Here is a 15633-nt window from a genome sequence, read left to right as displayed (position 1 = left end):
GCTCCCACAGTGGATTTGTGGTGTTCACACAATCTCTGTGGGAGCGGGCTTGCTCGCGAATGGGGCGACTCGGTCTATCTGACCGGGCTTATTCCATGTCCTTGAGCCACTCGGTGCTCTTGAACCACTTGTCATGGATGCGATCGTAGGTGCCGTCTTCGTGGATCTGGTGCAGGAAGTTGTTGATGAAGTTGATGCTGTCGTAATCACCCTTCTTCAGACCGAAGGCCAGTGGCTCGTAGGTGAACGGTTTGTCGAGGAACACCAGTTTGCCGGCGCCGACCTTGTTCACCGCGACCACGTTGTACGGCGCATCGTAGATGAAGGCATCGGCCTTGCCGTTGACCACGTCGAGCACAGCTTCCTGCTCGTTGTCGTAGCCGTGGTACTTGGCCTTGGCGATCAGCTTCTTGGCGACCATTTCGCCGGTGGTGCCGAGCTTGGAGGTGATGCGGTAGTCGGCGGTGTTCAGGTCTTTGTAGGACTTGATGGTGCCTTCCAGCTCCTTGCGGATCAGCAGGGTCTGGCCGACCACGATGAACGGTTCGCTGAAGTTCAGGCGCAGATTGCGTTCCTGGGTCAGGGTCATGCCGCTGCCGATCATGTCGAACTTGTCGGTCATCAGCGCCGGGATGATGCCGTCGTAACCGGTCGAAACCAGTTCCAGCTTGACGCCCATGGCCTTGGACATGGCTTTGAGGATGTCGACTTCGAAACCGATGATCTCGCCGCGCTTGTTGGTCATCTCGAACGGCATGTAGGTCGGGTCCATGCCGACTTTCAAGGTGCCGCGCTTGACCGCGTCATCGATTGCCCCGGCCTGCGCCGCATTGACTGCAACCAGTGCCGTGACGCCGACCAGCAGCATCGACAGATACTTCTTCATCTTAAAGTCCCCAAAACCATTGCGTTTGCGGCGCGAAAACCGACAGTAATGGACAAGATTGTCCGGGTGCGCCAATTCGGGGACGGATGCTAACGCACTCGATTTTTTGCACAAGGTTTAATGGACGATTTGTTTAACATTCAAGGGCCGCCCCTCACCCCAGCCCTCCCGAAACGTCGGACCGCCCGTAGGGAGAGGGAGCCGACCGAGATGTCTTGCGCCATACATCGACCTGAAATGTCGAGTCGATTATGGATTCAACACCGTTAGATCAGGTCGGCGTATCTCTGAAGCATCCCCTAATCAGTTCCCTCTCCCTCCGGGAGAGGGCTAGGGTGAGGGGCTTTTCAGCGCCATAAAAAAACCCCGCCAGTTAGCGGGGTTTCTTCATCAGGCCGGTTGCGCCTGCAAGCTCACAGGCTTGAGCGGCAGCAACGGCGCATGGGGATCGGCTTTCACCGATGCCCGCCAGGCGTCCAGCCACTCGGCGTGACCTTCGGCCCACACCTGCTCGTGCAGACGGGCCAGGGCCACCGGATCGCTCAACAGTTGCAGGCGATCATGGTTGTTCAGCCCGGCCGGGCCGACCTTGATCGCGTGACGCACACGCTCCTGACGCAGCCACTCGATCGGCTCGGCCTCACCGTGACGCGAGGTCGCCAGCGAGCACGCCAGGGCGTTCTGCTGCGGGTCGACCACGGCGCGGACAAAGCCGTCGTTCAGCGCGTGCCAGCGATTTTCGTGGGTGTATTGATCAGTGGCCAGCAGCGCCTGTGGCGGATTGTATTCCTCAGGGATGAGGAACAGGCTCTCGTCACGGGATTTGAGGCCCAGGCCCACACGGCTGGAAATCACCGACACCGGAATCGACAGCATCAGCGAACCGACGATCGGCACCAGCCACCACAGGAAGCTCGGGTTCAGCCAGATCACCAGCAGCGCCCAGAAGAAGCCCAGCAGAGTCTGCGGACCGTGACGCTTGACCGCTTCGCTCCATGGCGTGGAGTCGTCGTCACGCTGCGGCGAGTTCCAGGTCGCGGCCCAGCCGAGGAACGCGGCAAGGACAAAACGGGTGTGGAAAATCATCCGCACCGGCGCCAAAAGCATGGAGAACAGCATCTCCAGTAGCATCGACAGGGTCACCTTGAACTTGCCGCCGAACTCTTTCGCGCCCTTGGCCCAGATCAGGATGATGCTCAACAGCTTCGGCAGGAACAGCAGCACGATGGTCGTCGAGAACAGCGCGACGGCTTTATCCGGATGCCATTGCGGCCACAGCGGATAGAGCTGGCGTGGCTCCATGAAATACTGCGGTTCCATCAGCGTGTTGACCGCCAGCAGCGCGGTGGACAGCACCAGGAAGAAGAACCACAACGGCGCCGACAGGTAAGACATCACACCGGTCAGGAACACCGCACGGTGCACCGGGTGCATGCCCTTCACCAGGAACAGACGGAAGTTCATCAGGTTGCCGTGGCACCAGCGACGGTCACGCTTGAGCTCGTCGAGCAGGTTCGGCGGCAGTTCTTCGTAGCTGCCCGGCAGATCGTAGGCAATCCACACGCCCCAGCCGGCACGGCGCATCAGCGCAGCTTCAACGAAGTCGTGAGAGAGGATCGCACCGGAGAACGCACCCTTGCCCGGCAACGGCGCCAGGGCGCAGTGGTCGATGAAAGGCTTCATGCGGATGATCGCGTTGTGACCCCAGTAGTGGGATTCACCCAGCTGCCAGAAGTGCAGGCCGGCCGTGAACAGCGGGCCGTAAACGCGAGTGGCGAACTGCTGCATGCGTGCATACAGCGTGTCCATGCCCGAGGCACGTGGCGCGGTCTGGATGATACCGGCGTCCGGCGTGGCCTCCATCAGGCGCACCAGACTGGTCAGGCACTCACCGCTCATCACCGAGTCGGCGTCGAGCACGACCATATACTTGTAGTCACCACCCCAGCGACGGCAGAAGTCGTCGAGGTTGCCGCTCTTGCGTTTGACGCGACGGCGACGGCGGCGATAGAAGATCTTGCCGAAGCCCTTGGCTTCACGGCAGACGTCCAGCCAGGCCTGTTGTTCGGCGACGCAGATATCGGTGTCGTTACTGTCACTGAGCACGAAGAAGTCGAAGCGATCCAGGTCACCGGTGGCCGCAACCGACTCGAAAGTCGCGCGCAGACCAGCAAATACACGCGGCACATCTTCGTTGCAGATCGGCATCACCAATGCGGTGCGCGCATCTTTCGGAATCGGCTCGTTGCCAGCGCTTTTACCGGAGATCCGGTATTTATCGTGACCGGTGAGCAATTCGAGGAAGCCCATCAGCGCGGTCCAGAAACCGGCCGATACCCAGCAGAACAGAATCCCGAACATGATCAGGATGCTGGTTTGCAGTGCATACGGCAGCACTTGCGTGGCGGTTTGCAGCAGCGGTTGATGCAGGACTTCTTCCAGATCGACGAACGACCAGCCCTGGTACGGCATGATGCCTTTCATGTACCAGCCGGCGACGATGGTCTGACCGAGCATCAGGATCAGCAAGATGTAGCGACGGATCGAACCGACGGTGCGCCAGCGCGCCGCAGGCAGCACGTTTGCGTCTTTCGGCGGTTGCGGTGGATTGGTCCGGCCGGTCAGGCGGCGCCAGCCACGCACCAGGATATTGGTGCGCCACGGCTCCGGCACGACCTTGGTCCGACGAATCGGTGGCGTGGCCTTGAGACGGACTCGACCACTGGCGTCCACGCCGAGCATTTCCGCGTCTTCCAGCTCTTCGGCAGTGCTCAGGGTCAGGCGCTTGCCCACCGAAGCCTGGGCGGCTTCGGTCGGCGCGTCGAACGTCGAGGACGACAGGCGTTCATGCAATTCGCTGAAGGACTGGCAGCCCGCGAGTTCCGCGCGCTGCTCGTCGGTCATCGGCAGATGCGCCAGGTACTCGGACAGAGTCTCTGGCTGTACTTGAGAGTTACTCATCGGCAGGCAACTGATAGCTCCAGGTCTCGGTCAGGACTTCTTCAGTCGGTGCCGATTCCGGTGTGGCTGGGGCCGCGTCCGCAGCGGCTGGCTGCTTGGCGTCTTTGTTGGCCTTGTCCTTGGCATCTGTCGCTGGCTTGGCGTCGGCCTGTTTGGCTTCGGCGGCCTTGGCTTCCTTGTCGGCTTTCTCTTGTTGCTTGGCGGCGACCTTGTCGGCCTTGGCAACCGAGGAGTTGGAGGCCGGCAGCGAGGTCTTGGCCAGATCGGCCGGGACGATGTTCTGCACCAGTGCGGCGCGCATCTCGGTCGACTTGCTCGCGTCCTTGATCTTCATCCGCAGGGTCAGGCGCCAGCCCTTGGTTTCAGGGTTGTAGCGCACGCTGTTCTCGACCAGTTCGGCGTTGTCGCCAACGCTGACCTGGCTGCGAACGTCCGCATCCGGGGCCAGGGCTGCCAGCGACGGGCCTTCGAAGTCGACCAGATAGGCAACGCTGCCGTCCGGCTGACGGATCAGGTTCGATTGCTTGACGTCACCGGTCGAACGCAGGGTCTGCTTGACCCAGGCGCTATCCGGCGCGTGAATGGCCGCTTCGTCCATGGTCCAGTGCATGCGGTAGGCGAAGTCCAGCGGCTGGCCTGGCTCCGGCAGTTTTTCCGGGTTCCAGAACGCAACGATGTTGTCGTTGGTTTCGTCGGCGGTCGGGATCTCGACCAGATCGACGGTGCCTTTGCCCCAGTCGCCCTTCGGCTCGATCCAGGCGCTTGGGCGCTTGTCGTAGCGGTCGTCGAGGTCTTCGTAGTGGCTGAAGTCACGGCCACGTTGCAGCAGACCGAAACCACGCGGGTTTTCGACGCTGAACTGGCTCACAGCCAGATGTTTAGGGTTGTTCAGAGGGCGCCAGATCCACTCGCCGTTGCCGGCATGGATCGACAGACCACTGGAGTCGTGCAGTTCACGACGGTAGTTGAGCACTTTCGACGGCTGGTTGGCGCCGAACAGGAACATGCTGGTCAGCGGCGCAACGCCGAGCTTGCCAACTTTGTCACGCAGGTACATCTGGCCTTTGACGTCGACGATGGTGTCGCTGCCAGGACGCAGGATCAGACGGTAGGCGCCAGTGGCGCGCGGCGAATCGAGCAGGGCGAAGATCACCAGGTGCTTGTCGCCCGGCTTCGGCTGCTGAATCCAGAACTCGCGAAAACGCGGGAATTCTTCGCCGGACGGCAGAGCGGTATCGATCGCCAGGCCACGAGCCGACAGACCGTAGGTGTGACCCTTGCCGACAACGCGGAAGTAACTCGCGCCCAGCATGGTCATGATTTCGTCTTGCTTGTCAGCCTTGTTGATCGGGTACAGCACACGGAAACCGGCGTAGCCCAGTTGTTCGGTGGCCTTTGGATCGAACTGCAGGTCGCCAAAATCGAAACGGCTAGGATCGTATTTGATCTCTTCGACGGTGTTCGCGGTGATTTCGTTGATTTTCACCGGCGTATCGAAGTGCATGCCCTGGTGATAGAAGGACAGCTTGAACGGGGTCTTCTCGCCCGCCCATTCGGCTTTTTCGGTGCGGAAACGAATCTTCTGATAGTCCGCGAACTTCATGTCACGGAATTCGTTCGGCAGGTTGCTGCGCGGGGCTTCGAATTTCTGCCCGGCCAGCTCTTTAGCCTTGGCCGATACATCGTCAAGATTGAATGCCCAAAGCTGGCCGGCGCTGAGCAGGCACAGAAGTGCCGAGCCCGCTACCAGAGCGCTGCGCAAGCGTTTGGCAGACAATTTTGCTGCATTACAGGGACTAACAATCACGAGCAACCCTCGCCGAAAACAGATCAATAAACCAACGGCCAGATGAAGTGCCTGTGAGGGATTCGGTACAAAAAAACCGACCTTTCAGGGCACCCTTGCCAAGTTGGCGAGCATTGTTCCGACTCCGCTGGGTCAAAATGATTCCCCAATCGGATCCGGACAAGTCTCTACCTAAGTCAAAATGGACCAACGAACGCTGATCCCCGTAGCGCGCGATTATCTAGTAGCCCGCGTGACAACGCATCAGGGGTAACAAAGTATTTATCGCGAAAATTCCCTGTTTTCAGTCGAAAAGCCCTTAAAAAGTTGTTTCAAGCACTTTCATGTCTGTAACAGGAAGGTTACCGGGCCATCGTTGACCAGGTGCACCTGCATATCCGCGCCGAATCTACCTGATGCCACAGTGCCATGCATCTGTTTCGCTTTGCTTAATAGATAGTCGAACAATTCCTCGCCCAGCGCAGGAGGGGCAGCGGTCGAGAAACTCGGACGCAACCCGCTTTTGGTGTCGGCAGCCAGGGTGAACTGAGAGACCAGCAGCAGCCCGCCGCCCACATCCGCCAGGGACAGATTCATCTTGCCCTCGGCGTCACTGAACACTCGATAGTTAAGCAGCTTATGCAGAAGTTTGTCGGCGCTGGCCTGCGTGTCGTCGGGTTCAACCGCCACCAGCACCAGCAAACCCTGATCGACGCTGCCGACCACCTCCCCCGCCACTTCGACCCGCGCGCCTTTCACGCGCTGCAAAAGCCCCTTCATGCTTCTTCGGGCGGCAAGTCGAGCAGGCGCCGGGCCATGTTGCTGGCGGCACGTACCAGCGCATCGGTGATGCCCGGTTCGGACGCGGCGTGACCGGCATCGCGGATCACCTGCAGCTCACTGTTCGGCCAGGCCTGATGCAGCTCCCAGGCATTGTCGAGCGGGCAGATCACGTCGTAGCGGCCGTGGATGATCACACCCGGCAGATGGGCGATCTTGCCCATGTCGCGAATCAACTGGTTCGGCTCGAGGAAAGCGTTGTTGGTGAAGTAGTGGCATTCGATCCGCGCAATCGACAAGGCGCGCTGCGGCTCGGAGAAACGGTCGACCACCAGCGGGTTCGGCCGCAGGGTCGCGGTGCGTCCTTCCCAGGTCGACCAGGCCTTGGCCGCATGCATCTGGGCGATCTGGTCGTTGCCGGTCAGGCGTTTGTGGAAAGCACTGAGCAGGTCATCGCGCTCGTCCAGCGGGATCGGCGCAATGTAGTCCTGCCAGTAATCGGGGAACAGACGGCTGGCACCGGCCTGGTAGAACCATTCGATTTCCTGCGGGCGGCAGAGAAAGATCCCGCGCAGGATCAGACCATGGACGCGCTCCGGGTGGGTCTGCGCATAAGCCAGCGCCAGGGTCGAGCCCCAGGAGCCGCCGAATAGCACCCATTTTTCGATGCCCAGGTGTTTGCGGATACGCTCGAGGTCTTCGACCAGATCCCAGGTGGTGTTGTTTTCCAGGCTGGCGTGCGGGGTGGAGCGACCGCAACCGCGCTGGTCGAAGGTGACAATGCGATACAGGTTCGGATCGAAGTAGCGACGGCTCTGGGCGTCGCACCCGGCGCCGGGACCTCCGTGGATGAACACCACCGGCAAACCTTCCGGTGAACCGCTTTCGTCGACGTACAGCGTATGGGTGTCGTCGACGGCCAGATCGTGCCGTGCGTGAGGTTTGATCTGCGGAAACAAAGTCTGCATTGCGCGCTCCGTAAGGGTCGAGGTCATCCCTGGGGGGACTTCTATTATTCTGCCGTCCGGCATCATAAACCCGATTTACGTCAATGAGCATGCCCGTGCGCTGTCACAATTTGTCAGCCATGAACCCCAGCAGGTTTTCGTAGAGGCGATCGACTTCGGCGACCTGATGCCGCGCCCGCAGACATCCGTGAACCAGCCCCTCGCCGTAATACAGCACGGTCTCGCCCCCGGCGGCGGACAGTCGTTCGGCGTAGCGCACACCGTCGTCGCGCAACGGATCGAACTGCGCCACGCCGATCCAGGCCGGGGGCAATCCGCTGAAGTCATCGGCGAGCAACGGCATGGCCAATGCGTTCGGTTGTGGCGTGCCACGCAAGTACAACGCGTGGTAACAGTCCACATCGCTGCTGGTAAGCAACGGCGCATCGGCGCATTCGCTGCGTGACGGCAAATGCTCGTCGCCGCCCAGTCCGGGATAGATCAGCACCTGAGCGTTGGGCAGCGCCTCGCCGGCATCGCGCAAGGCCAGGCACAACGCGGCGGCGAGATTGCCACCGGCGCTGTCGCCGGCCACCAGCATCCGCTCGCGGTCGAAGCCGAACGATCCACTGCGCAGGGCACGCCAGACACTCAGGCAATCGTCGAACCCGGCGGGAAACGGATGCTCCGGCGCCAGCCGATAATCCACCGCCACCACCACACCCCCCAGCGCCATGGCCAGTTCGCAGCAGATGAAATCGTGGGAATCGAGCCCGCCGACCACCCAGCCGCCGCCGTGCAGGTACACCACACAAGGCAGTGACGATCCGGATGGGCGAAAGACGCGAACCGGCACCGCGCCCAGCGTGAAGTCCTCTATTTCAAGCCCTGCCGGTCGCGGCGGGGTAAATGCCCGGCACATGTCGTCATAGGATTCGCGCAATCCGGCGAGGCTGCTGTCGTCGCTGGCGAAACCTTCGGTTTTGGCGACAAACGTCGCCATCGCCGGAGAAAGTGGATAAGTGCCCATCAGTTTTTCAGGCTGGCCTGAACCGTGGCCACGCCATCCTTGCCATCGAAACTGCTGACACCCGCCAGCCAGCGCTGCAAATCTTCCGGGTGCTCACGCAGCCAGTTTTTCGCCACTTCCTGGGGTGCCTTGCGCTCCATGATCGGCACCATCAACTGGCTTTCCTGAGCGGCGGTGAAGGTCAGGTTTTCCAGCAGTCGATGGACGTTCGGGCAGCGTTCGGCGTAGTCCGGCGCGGTGACGGTGGAAACGGTGGCGGCGCCTTCGTTGGGGCCGTAAACGTCTTCGCTGCCGGTCAGGTAGGTGATTTTCATGTTGATGTTCATCGGGTGCGGAGTCCAGCCGACGAACACCACGAACTCCTTGCGGTTCACCGCCCGCTGCACGGCGGCGAGCATGCCGGCTTCACCGGACTCGATGATCTTGAAATCCTTCAGACCGAAATGGTTGGTTTCGATCATGGTCTTGATCGTGGTGTTGGCCCCGCTGCCGGGCTCGATACCGTAGATTTTTCCGCCGAGTTGATCTTTGAACTTCGCGATATCACCAAAGGTTTTCAGCCCTGCCGCCGCGACGTAATCCGGAACCGCCAGCGTCGCCTGGGCATCCGCCAGACTTGGCTTGTCCATCACTTTGACTTGATTGGCGGCAAGGAACGGCGCGATGTTCTTGTCCATCGCCGGTTTCCAGTAGCCGAGGAAGATGTCCAGACGCTTGTCGCGGATGCCGGCGAAGATGATTTGCTGCACGGCGCTGGTCTGCTTGCTTTCGTAGCCGAGGCGGTTGAGCAGCACGTCGGCCATGCCGCTGGTGGCGATCACGTCGGTCCAGTTGACCACCCCCATGCGCACTGCTTTGCAGGAAGCATCGTCGGAAGCCATGGCGCCAGCGCTGAGCAGCGCAGTGCCGGTGAGGATTAACGCACAACGAGTGAAGAGTTTTTTCATGTGGAATCGTCTCGTGCGGCAGCGGGTTATTGTTCGGATCGGTGTCTTCTTGCACCGTGGCCGAAACATTACGCAGCAGACGAGACCGAAAAGCGACCTGAGGCGACCGGGATTTGCACGGTGGCGACTGTCGGCCCCTCCCCGTCTATCGCAGACCTGGCCTCACTAGTCAATAACGGCGAACACACAGCCGCCCTGCTGTTTGCTCTTGCAAATGTAGGTTTGCAAACCCGTTCCGGACTCCGGCTGGAGTTTCCAGTTTTTCAGATCCAGCAGTCGTACCGCCAGTTCCGGGCGAACATCCGGGCGGTAATACAAATCCATTTTTTCTCCCTTGTGGGTGGAGTACATGCATCGACTCAAGATGCCACGACTGACCCCGCCTGCATTCGTCGAATAGAAAATGGCCCCATTGAACGATTTCACCGGCTCGGCGGAAAAACCGTCACCGTCCTTCGTCCGGACCGACGAAACAGTCCCTACCCATTGGCCCTCGCGGCTGACCGTATTGGCCGTGAAAACACCTCGAGTGTTCTTGATGTTTTCAGGCAAAGGGCAATGGTCTACTTCAAGTGCCTGGACGCTCATCGTTAATAGACTTAACGACAGGACTACAGCTGCTTCTACTTTCATTTAACGGGTCTCCCGAAAAGTCATCTGCCGAAAAAACAGATTTCGCGCAGACGGTAACGCTTCCGAGACCGAAAAACGGTAGCAAGCATCTGTGTATTACGTAGTCCGATTCCTCATTTTCCAGAGGAACAATGATCACGCCCATTCACGCGATCATTGAACACTTGAATCAATAGTTTGCCTGGCCCCAGGCGAGCAGCCCTTGCAGCAGCTCCTTGAGGACCACTCGCGTCGGCTCCGCCAGATCGGCGCGGTAGCGGAACGGCTCGAACTCTTCCATGTAGGTGCACTGGCCCAGCTCCAGTTGCACGGCGTGGATGTTCTCGGCCGGGTTGCCGTAGTGACGGGTGATGTGGCCGCCCTTGAAGCGACCGTTCAGCACATGGCTGTAATCGCCGTGGCGTGCGCAGATCGCTTCCAGTTGCGTGGCCAACTGCGGATCGCAACTGGCACCGTTGAAGGTGCCGAGGTTGAAGTCCGGCAGCTTGCCGTCGAACAGGTGAGGGATGATCGAACGGATCGAATGCGCATCGAACAGCAGCGCATAACCGAACTCGGCCTTCAGCCGCGCCAGTTCTTCCTGCAAGGTGCGGTGGTACGGCGTCCAGATCTGCTCCAGGTACGTCGCGCGTTCTTCTTTCGACGGTTCCTTGCCTTCCTTGAACAACGGGATGCCATCGAACAGTGTCGCCGGGTACAGCCCGGTGGTGGCGCCGGCGTACAGCGGCTTGTCGTCGGATGGCCGGTTCAGGTCGATGACGAACCGCGAGTACTCGGCCGCCAGGGTGCTGGCGCCCAGTTCGGCGGCGAAATCATAGAGCTGCGGAATATGCCAGTCGGTGTCCGGCAGGCTTTTCGCGTCCGGGATCAACCCGGCCTCGACCGCCGGGGTCAGGCGCACACCGGCGTGGGGCATGCTGATCAGCAGCGGCACGCGACCTTGTTTGAAGTTCAGAACCTTATCCACAACCGCTCTCCTACAGACTTGATTCAACGCCGTGACGCACAACGCGTTTGTCCAGCTCACCACCCAGCCAGTAGGCCAGATCCGCCGGGCGATCGATCTGCCAGGCGACAAAATCCGCGACCTTGCCGACTTCCAGCGAGCCGTGGGTTTCGGCCATGCCCAGGGCTTGTGCCGCATGAATCGTGGCGCCGGCCAGCGCTTCTTCCGGGGTCATACGGAAACAGGTGCAGGCCATGTTCAGCATCAGGCGCAACGACAGCGCCGGCGAGGTGCCGGGGTTGAGGTCGCTGGCGATGGCGATTTTCACCTTGTGTTTGCGCAGGGCTTCCATCGGCGGCAATTGGGTTTCACGCAGGAAATAGAACGCGCCCGGCAGCAACACCGCGACGGTGTCGGATTCGGCCATGGCGATAGCATCGGCTTCGTCCATGAACTCCAGGTGATCGGCAGACAACGCGTGATACCGCGCGGCCAGGCTGGAGCCGTGCAGCGACGACAACTGCTCGGCGTGCAGCTTCACCGGCAGACCGAGTTTTTGCGAGGCGATAAACACACGCTCGACTTGCTCAGGGGAAAACGCCAGGTATTCGCAGAACGCGTCCACCGCATCCACCAGACCTTCGGCGGCCAGGGCCGGGAGCATCTCGGCGCAGATGTGATCGATGTAATCGTCAGCGCGATCCTTGTATTCCGGTGGTAGCGCGTGGGCAGCGAGGCAGGTGCTGCGCACGCTGATCGGCAGCTCGGCGGCGAGGCGACGGATGACCCGCAGGATCTTGCGTTCGCTGGCCAGGTCGAGGCCGTAGCCGGATTTCATTTCGACCGTGGTCACGCCGTCGCGCATCAGGCTTTTCAGGCGTTTGGCGGCGCTGGCGAACAGTTCGTCTTCCGAGGCCTCGCGCGTGGCGCGCACGGTGCTGGCGATGCCGCCGCCGGCCGCTGCGATCTCGGCATAGCTCACGCCTTGCAGGCGTTTCTCGAACTCACCGCTGCGGTTGCCGCCGAACACGGTGTGGGTGTGGCAGTCGATCAGGCCGGGGGTGACCCACGCGCCTTGCAGATCGTTGACCGCCGGGTATTCGCCCGACGGCAATTGAGTGCGCGGGCCGATCCACTCGATGTGTGCACCGGACGTCACGATGGCCGCATCCTCGATGATCGAGTAGACGCCTTGCGCCATGGTTGCGACGTGGCAGTGTTGCCAGAGGGTTTTCACTGTGAGCCTCCGTTGGATTCTGTTTGGTGGGCAGCCTTCAAAAGCCCCCTCACCCTAGCCCTCTCCCGGAGGGAGAGGGGACTGACCGGGTTGTTCTTGCTAGGTACATCGACCTGAAATATCGAGCCGAACTCAAGTCTGGAAAATCATGAAAATCTGCTCCCTTTCCCCCTCTCCCCTTTGGGGCGGTCCGACGTTTCGGGAGGGTTGGGGTGAGGGGTGGCTCTTACAGGCTCGGTAGCAGTCTCGCCGGAACCAGTTCAGTCAGAACCCGCGAAGCCAGCAGCTCGGTCGCCGCATTGATGTCCGGCGCAAAGAAGCGGTCCTTCTCATAGAACGGCACTTCGCGACGCAGAATCGAACGGGCCTTTTCCAGTTTGGTCGAGGTCTTCAGCCCGTTGCGCAGGTCCAGACCCTGCACCGCCGCCAGCCATTCCACCGCGAGAATGCCGCGAGTGTTCTCGGCCATTTCCCACAGACGCTTGCCGGCAGCCGGGGCCATCGATACGTGGTCTTCCTGGTTGGCGGAAGTCGGCAGGCTGTCTACCGAATGCGGATGGGCCAGCGCCTTGTTCTCGCTGGCGAGTGCCGCTGCGGTCACCTGGGCAATCATGAAACCGGAGTTCACGCCGCCATTGGCCACCAGGAACGGCGGCAGTTGCGACATGTGTTTGTCCATCATCAACGAGATACGGCGCTCGCTCAGGGAACCGATTTCAGCGATGGCCAAAGCCATGTTGTCAGCGGCCATGGCGACTGGTTCGGCGTGGAAGTTGCCGCCGGAAATCACATCGCCTTCAGCCGCAAACACCAGCGGGTTATCGGAGACGGCGTTGGCTTCGATCACCAGCACTTCGGCGGCCTGACGGAACTGGGTCAGGCAAGCGCCCATGACTTGCGGCTGGCAACGCAGCGAGTACGGGTCCTGCACTTTTTCGCAGTTCTGGTGCGAATCGGACACTTCACTGCGCTCACCGAGCAGATCGCGGTAAGCGGCGGCGGTGTCGATCTGGCCTTTCTGGCCACGGGCGGCGTGGATGCGTGCGTCGAACGGCGAACGCGAACCGAGCACCGCTTCAACTGTAAGACCGCCCAGCGCCAGCGCGCCGGCGAACAGGTCTTCACCTTCGAACAGACCGCGCAGAGCAAATGCAGTAGAAACCTGAGTGCCGTTGAGCAGCGCCAAGCCTTCTTTTGCCGCCAGTGTCAGCGGGGTCAGACCGGCGACTTTCAGCGCTTCGGTCGCTTCCATCCACTCGCCTTTGTAGCGGGCCTTGCCCTCGCCCAGCAGCACCAGCGACATGTGCGCCAATGGCGCGAGGTCGCCGGACGCGCCGACCGAACCTTTCAGCGGAATGTGCGGATAAACCTCGGCATTGATCAGAGCAATCAGCGCATCGATCACCACGCGACGGATGCCGGAGAAACCACGGCTCAGGCTGTTGACCTTGAGTACCATGATCAAACGCACCAGCTCATCGCTGATCGGCTGACCAACGCCGGCGGCGTGAGACAGCACCAGCGAGCGCTGGAGGTTTTCCAGGTCTTCGCTGGCGATGCGAGTCGAAGCCAGCAGGCCAAAACCGGTGTTGATGCCGTAGGCGGTGCGGTTCTCGGCGAGGATCTGCTCGACGCAGGCGACGCTGGCTTCGATCTGCGCAGCGGCGCTGTTGTCGAGGGTCAGCTTGACCGGGTTCTGGTAGACGTCACGCAGTTGGGCCAGGCTCAGTTGGCCGGGGATCAGGTTCAGCGCAGTCATCTTGTGCTCCTTTTGAGAGTTTCTTGTTAACTAACCAGACGCTCCGGAGATGTCCGTTGTCCGTCGCTTCTCACCTTTTGGGGAGCCGCGCCTTGGCACGCTGGCATGGGTATTGTCAGTGCAAATTCGGCAGTACGTGGTGCAGCAAATTCGAGTCTTTCAACACGCTCGCGGCAGCGGCGATATCCGGCGCCAGCCAGCGGTCCTGATCGTAGGCCGGGACTTTCTCGCGCAGCAGTCGCCACGCCACATCGGTGCCGGCGCCGAAGCGCTGTTCCTTGAGGAACTCAAACGCCTGAGCCGCCAGCAGGTACTCGATGGCGAGGATCTGCGTGCAGTTTTCCAGTGCGCGATGCAGCTTCAGCGCGGCGTTGGTGCCCATGCTCAGGTGGTCTTCCTGCAGGCCCGAAGTGACGAAGTTGTCGAGCACCGCCGGTTGCGCCAGTTGGCGGTTTTCCGCGCACAGCGACGCGGCGACGTATTGCACGATCATCATCCCGGAGTTCACTCCTGGATTGGCCACCAGGAACGCCGGCAGACCGCTGACGTGGGGGTTGATCAGGCGATCCAGTCGACGCTCGGCAATCGAGCCGATTTCGGTCATCGCGATCGCCAGCAAGTCTGCCGCCAGCGCGACCGATTGCCCGTGCGGGTTGGCCTGGGACATCACCCGGAAGTTATCTGGCGTGCCCAGCAGCAGCGGGTTGTCGGTGCAGCCGTTGAGTTCGGTTTCGATCTGTTTGATCGCGTGTTCCAGTTGATCGCGGGCGGCGCCGTGCACCTGCGGGATCGAGCGGATGCTCAGCGCATCCTGGGTGCGAATGCCTTTGCTCTGCGCGATCACTTCGCTGCCATCGAGCAGCGCCCGCAGATTGGCGCCGACCTGTTGCATGCCCGGGTGCGGCTTGAGCGCAATGATCTCGGCGTCGAACGCGGCGATCTGCCCGCGCTGGGCTTCGAAACTCATGGCACCGACCACATCAGCCCACTGCACCAGACGCGTAGCGTCGGCAATCGCCAGGCAACTGAGGCCAGTCATGCACGGTGTGCCGTTGACCAGGCACAAACCGTCCTTCGCCCCGAGTTGCACCGGTTGCAGGCCTTCTTCGGCCAGCGCCTGTTGCGCAGAGACAATCTGCCCGCGATAGCTGACGTTACCCACGCCGAGCAGCGCGATACCGATGTGGGCCATGTGGGTCAGGTAACCCACCGAACCCTGGGACGGCACTTGCGGGGTGATGCCACGATTGAGCAACGCCAACAGCGCTTCGACCACTTGGCGATGAATCCCGGATTTGCCGTGGCTGTAATTGCGGATCGCGGCGCACATGATTGCGCGGGTCTGCTCATCGGCCAGTACCGGGCCGACGCCGCAGGCATGGCTGAGCAAGGTGTTGCGCGACAACTGGCTGAGTTGCTCGCCCTGCAGCGAAACGTTGGACAGACCGCCCAGCCCGGTATTGACGCCATAGGCGCGCTCGCCACTGGCGACGATGCGCTGGACGATGTCTTGGGCATTTTCGATGCGCGCCCAGGTCTGGGCCGACAGCTCGAGCTGCGCGCCGTGACGGGCTACCACGACCACATCCTGCCAACGCATCGGGGCGTCGGCGATATCGATTTTCTCAGCCTGGGACATCTAAAACCTCATCCGAACATTGATGCAGCTTTGCCGGCGCTTTCGCGAGCAAGCCCGCTCCCACAGGGGACCGCATTCCAAA

The 15633-nt window shown here is 61.1% G+C and carries 12 protein-coding genes; all 12 read right to left on the bottom strand.

What is annotated here, in order from left to right; all coding sequences use genetic code 11:
• Positions 1-88: 88 nt before the first annotated feature.
• The gene (locus ACW9HX_RS27635) at positions 89-886 is read right to left on the bottom strand and encodes a transporter substrate-binding domain-containing protein (protein ID WP_085711037.1); all 798 of its coding nucleotides are present in this window, start codon (positions 884-886) and stop codon (positions 89-91) included.
• A gap of 390 nt (positions 887-1276) precedes the next feature.
• Complete coding sequence (gene mdoH / locus ACW9HX_RS27630; protein ID WP_457383018.1) at positions 1277-3847, bottom strand: glucans biosynthesis glucosyltransferase MdoH; 2571 nt, start codon at positions 3845-3847, stop codon at positions 1277-1279.
• Complete coding sequence (locus tag ACW9HX_RS27625) at positions 3840-5654, bottom strand: glucan biosynthesis protein G (protein ID WP_457383017.1); 1815 nt, start codon at positions 5652-5654, stop codon at positions 3840-3842. The genes mdoH and ACW9HX_RS27625 overlap by 8 nt, the downstream gene beginning before the upstream one ends.
• Positions 5655-5975: 321 nt before the next feature.
• Positions 5976-6413, bottom strand: coding sequence for a D-aminoacyl-tRNA deacylase (gene dtd, locus ACW9HX_RS27620; RefSeq protein WP_065260939.1), 438 nt, complete (start codon positions 6411-6413; stop codon positions 5976-5978).
• Positions 6410-7381: a prolyl aminopeptidase gene (gene pip, locus ACW9HX_RS27615; RefSeq protein ID WP_096819940.1), complete on the bottom strand. Its 972-nt coding sequence runs from the start codon at positions 7379-7381 to the stop codon at positions 6410-6412. Before pip ends, dtd begins: the two co-directional genes overlap by 4 nt.
• Before the next feature lie 103 nt (positions 7382-7484).
• On the bottom strand, positions 7485-8390 hold the full coding sequence (locus ACW9HX_RS27610; RefSeq protein WP_457383016.1) for an alpha/beta hydrolase: 906 nt from the start codon (positions 8388-8390) through the stop codon (positions 7485-7487).
• On the bottom strand, positions 8390-9337 hold the full coding sequence (locus ACW9HX_RS27605; protein ID WP_457383015.1) for a choline ABC transporter substrate-binding protein: 948 nt from the start codon (positions 9335-9337) through the stop codon (positions 8390-8392). Before ACW9HX_RS27605 ends, ACW9HX_RS27610 begins: the two co-directional genes overlap by 1 nt.
• Positions 9338-9502: 165 nt before the next feature.
• Positions 9503-9970 (bottom strand): DUF3757 domain-containing protein, encoded by a 468-nt coding sequence (locus tag ACW9HX_RS27600; RefSeq protein WP_457383014.1) that lies wholly within the window; start codon positions 9968-9970, stop codon positions 9503-9505.
• Between the two features lie 169 nt (positions 9971-10139).
• Complete coding sequence (gene hutG / locus ACW9HX_RS27595) at positions 10140-10937, bottom strand: N-formylglutamate deformylase (RefSeq protein ID WP_457383013.1); 798 nt, start codon at positions 10935-10937, stop codon at positions 10140-10142.
• 10 nt (positions 10938-10947) lie between these two features.
• The gene (gene hutI, locus ACW9HX_RS27590; RefSeq protein WP_457383012.1) at positions 10948-12153 is read right to left on the bottom strand and encodes an imidazolonepropionase; all 1206 of its coding nucleotides are present in this window, start codon (positions 12151-12153) and stop codon (positions 10948-10950) included.
• A gap of 226 nt (positions 12154-12379) precedes the next feature.
• Positions 12380-13912, bottom strand: a complete 1533-nt coding sequence (gene hutH / locus ACW9HX_RS27585; protein ID WP_457383011.1) for a histidine ammonia-lyase — start codon at positions 13910-13912, stop codon at positions 12380-12382.
• Positions 13913-14027: 115 nt separating this feature from the next.
• Positions 14028-15551 carry a histidine ammonia-lyase gene (gene hutH, locus ACW9HX_RS27580; RefSeq protein ID WP_457383010.1) on the bottom strand — a complete coding sequence of 508 codons (1524 nt, stop codon included), beginning with the start codon at positions 15549-15551 and terminating at the stop codon, positions 14028-14030.
• Positions 15552-15633: the final 82 nt, after the last annotated feature.

The organism is Pseudomonas sp. SDO52101_S400, assembly GCF_054071635.1.
This window is presented reverse-complemented; position numbering and strand designations above follow the sequence as displayed.

What these genes read in the sequence shown, in the direction of transcription:
- ACW9HX_RS27600 (WP_457383014.1), bottom strand. Translation starts at nt 9,970, where the DNA reads ATGAAAGTAGAAGCAGCTGTAGTCCTGTCGTTAAGTCTATTAACGATG.
- ACW9HX_RS27635 (WP_085711037.1), bottom strand. Translation starts at nt 886, where the DNA reads ATGAAGAAGTATCTGTCGATGCTGCTGGTCGGCGTCACGGCACTGGTT.
- ACW9HX_RS27605 (WP_457383015.1), bottom strand. Translation starts at nt 9,337, where the DNA reads ATGAAAAAACTCTTCACTCGTTGTGCGTTAATCCTCACCGGCACTGCG.
- dtd (WP_065260939.1), bottom strand. Translation starts at nt 6,413, where the DNA reads ATGAAGGGGCTTTTGCAGCGCGTGAAAGGCGCGCGGGTCGAAGTGGCG.
- hutH (WP_457383010.1), bottom strand. Translation starts at nt 15,551, where the DNA reads ATGTCCCAGGCTGAGAAAATCGATATCGCCGACGCCCCGATGCGTTGG.
- mdoH (WP_457383018.1), bottom strand. Translation starts at nt 3,847, where the DNA reads ATGAGTAACTCTCAAGTACAGCCAGAGACTCTGTCCGAGTACCTGGCG.
- hutH (WP_457383011.1), bottom strand. Translation starts at nt 13,912, where the DNA reads ATGACTGCGCTGAACCTGATCCCCGGCCAACTGAGCCTGGCCCAACTG.
- ACW9HX_RS27610 (WP_457383016.1), bottom strand. Translation starts at nt 8,390, where the DNA reads ATGGGCACTTATCCACTTTCTCCGGCGATGGCGACGTTTGTCGCCAAA.
- pip (WP_096819940.1), bottom strand. Translation starts at nt 7,381, where the DNA reads ATGCAGACTTTGTTTCCGCAGATCAAACCTCACGCACGGCACGATCTG.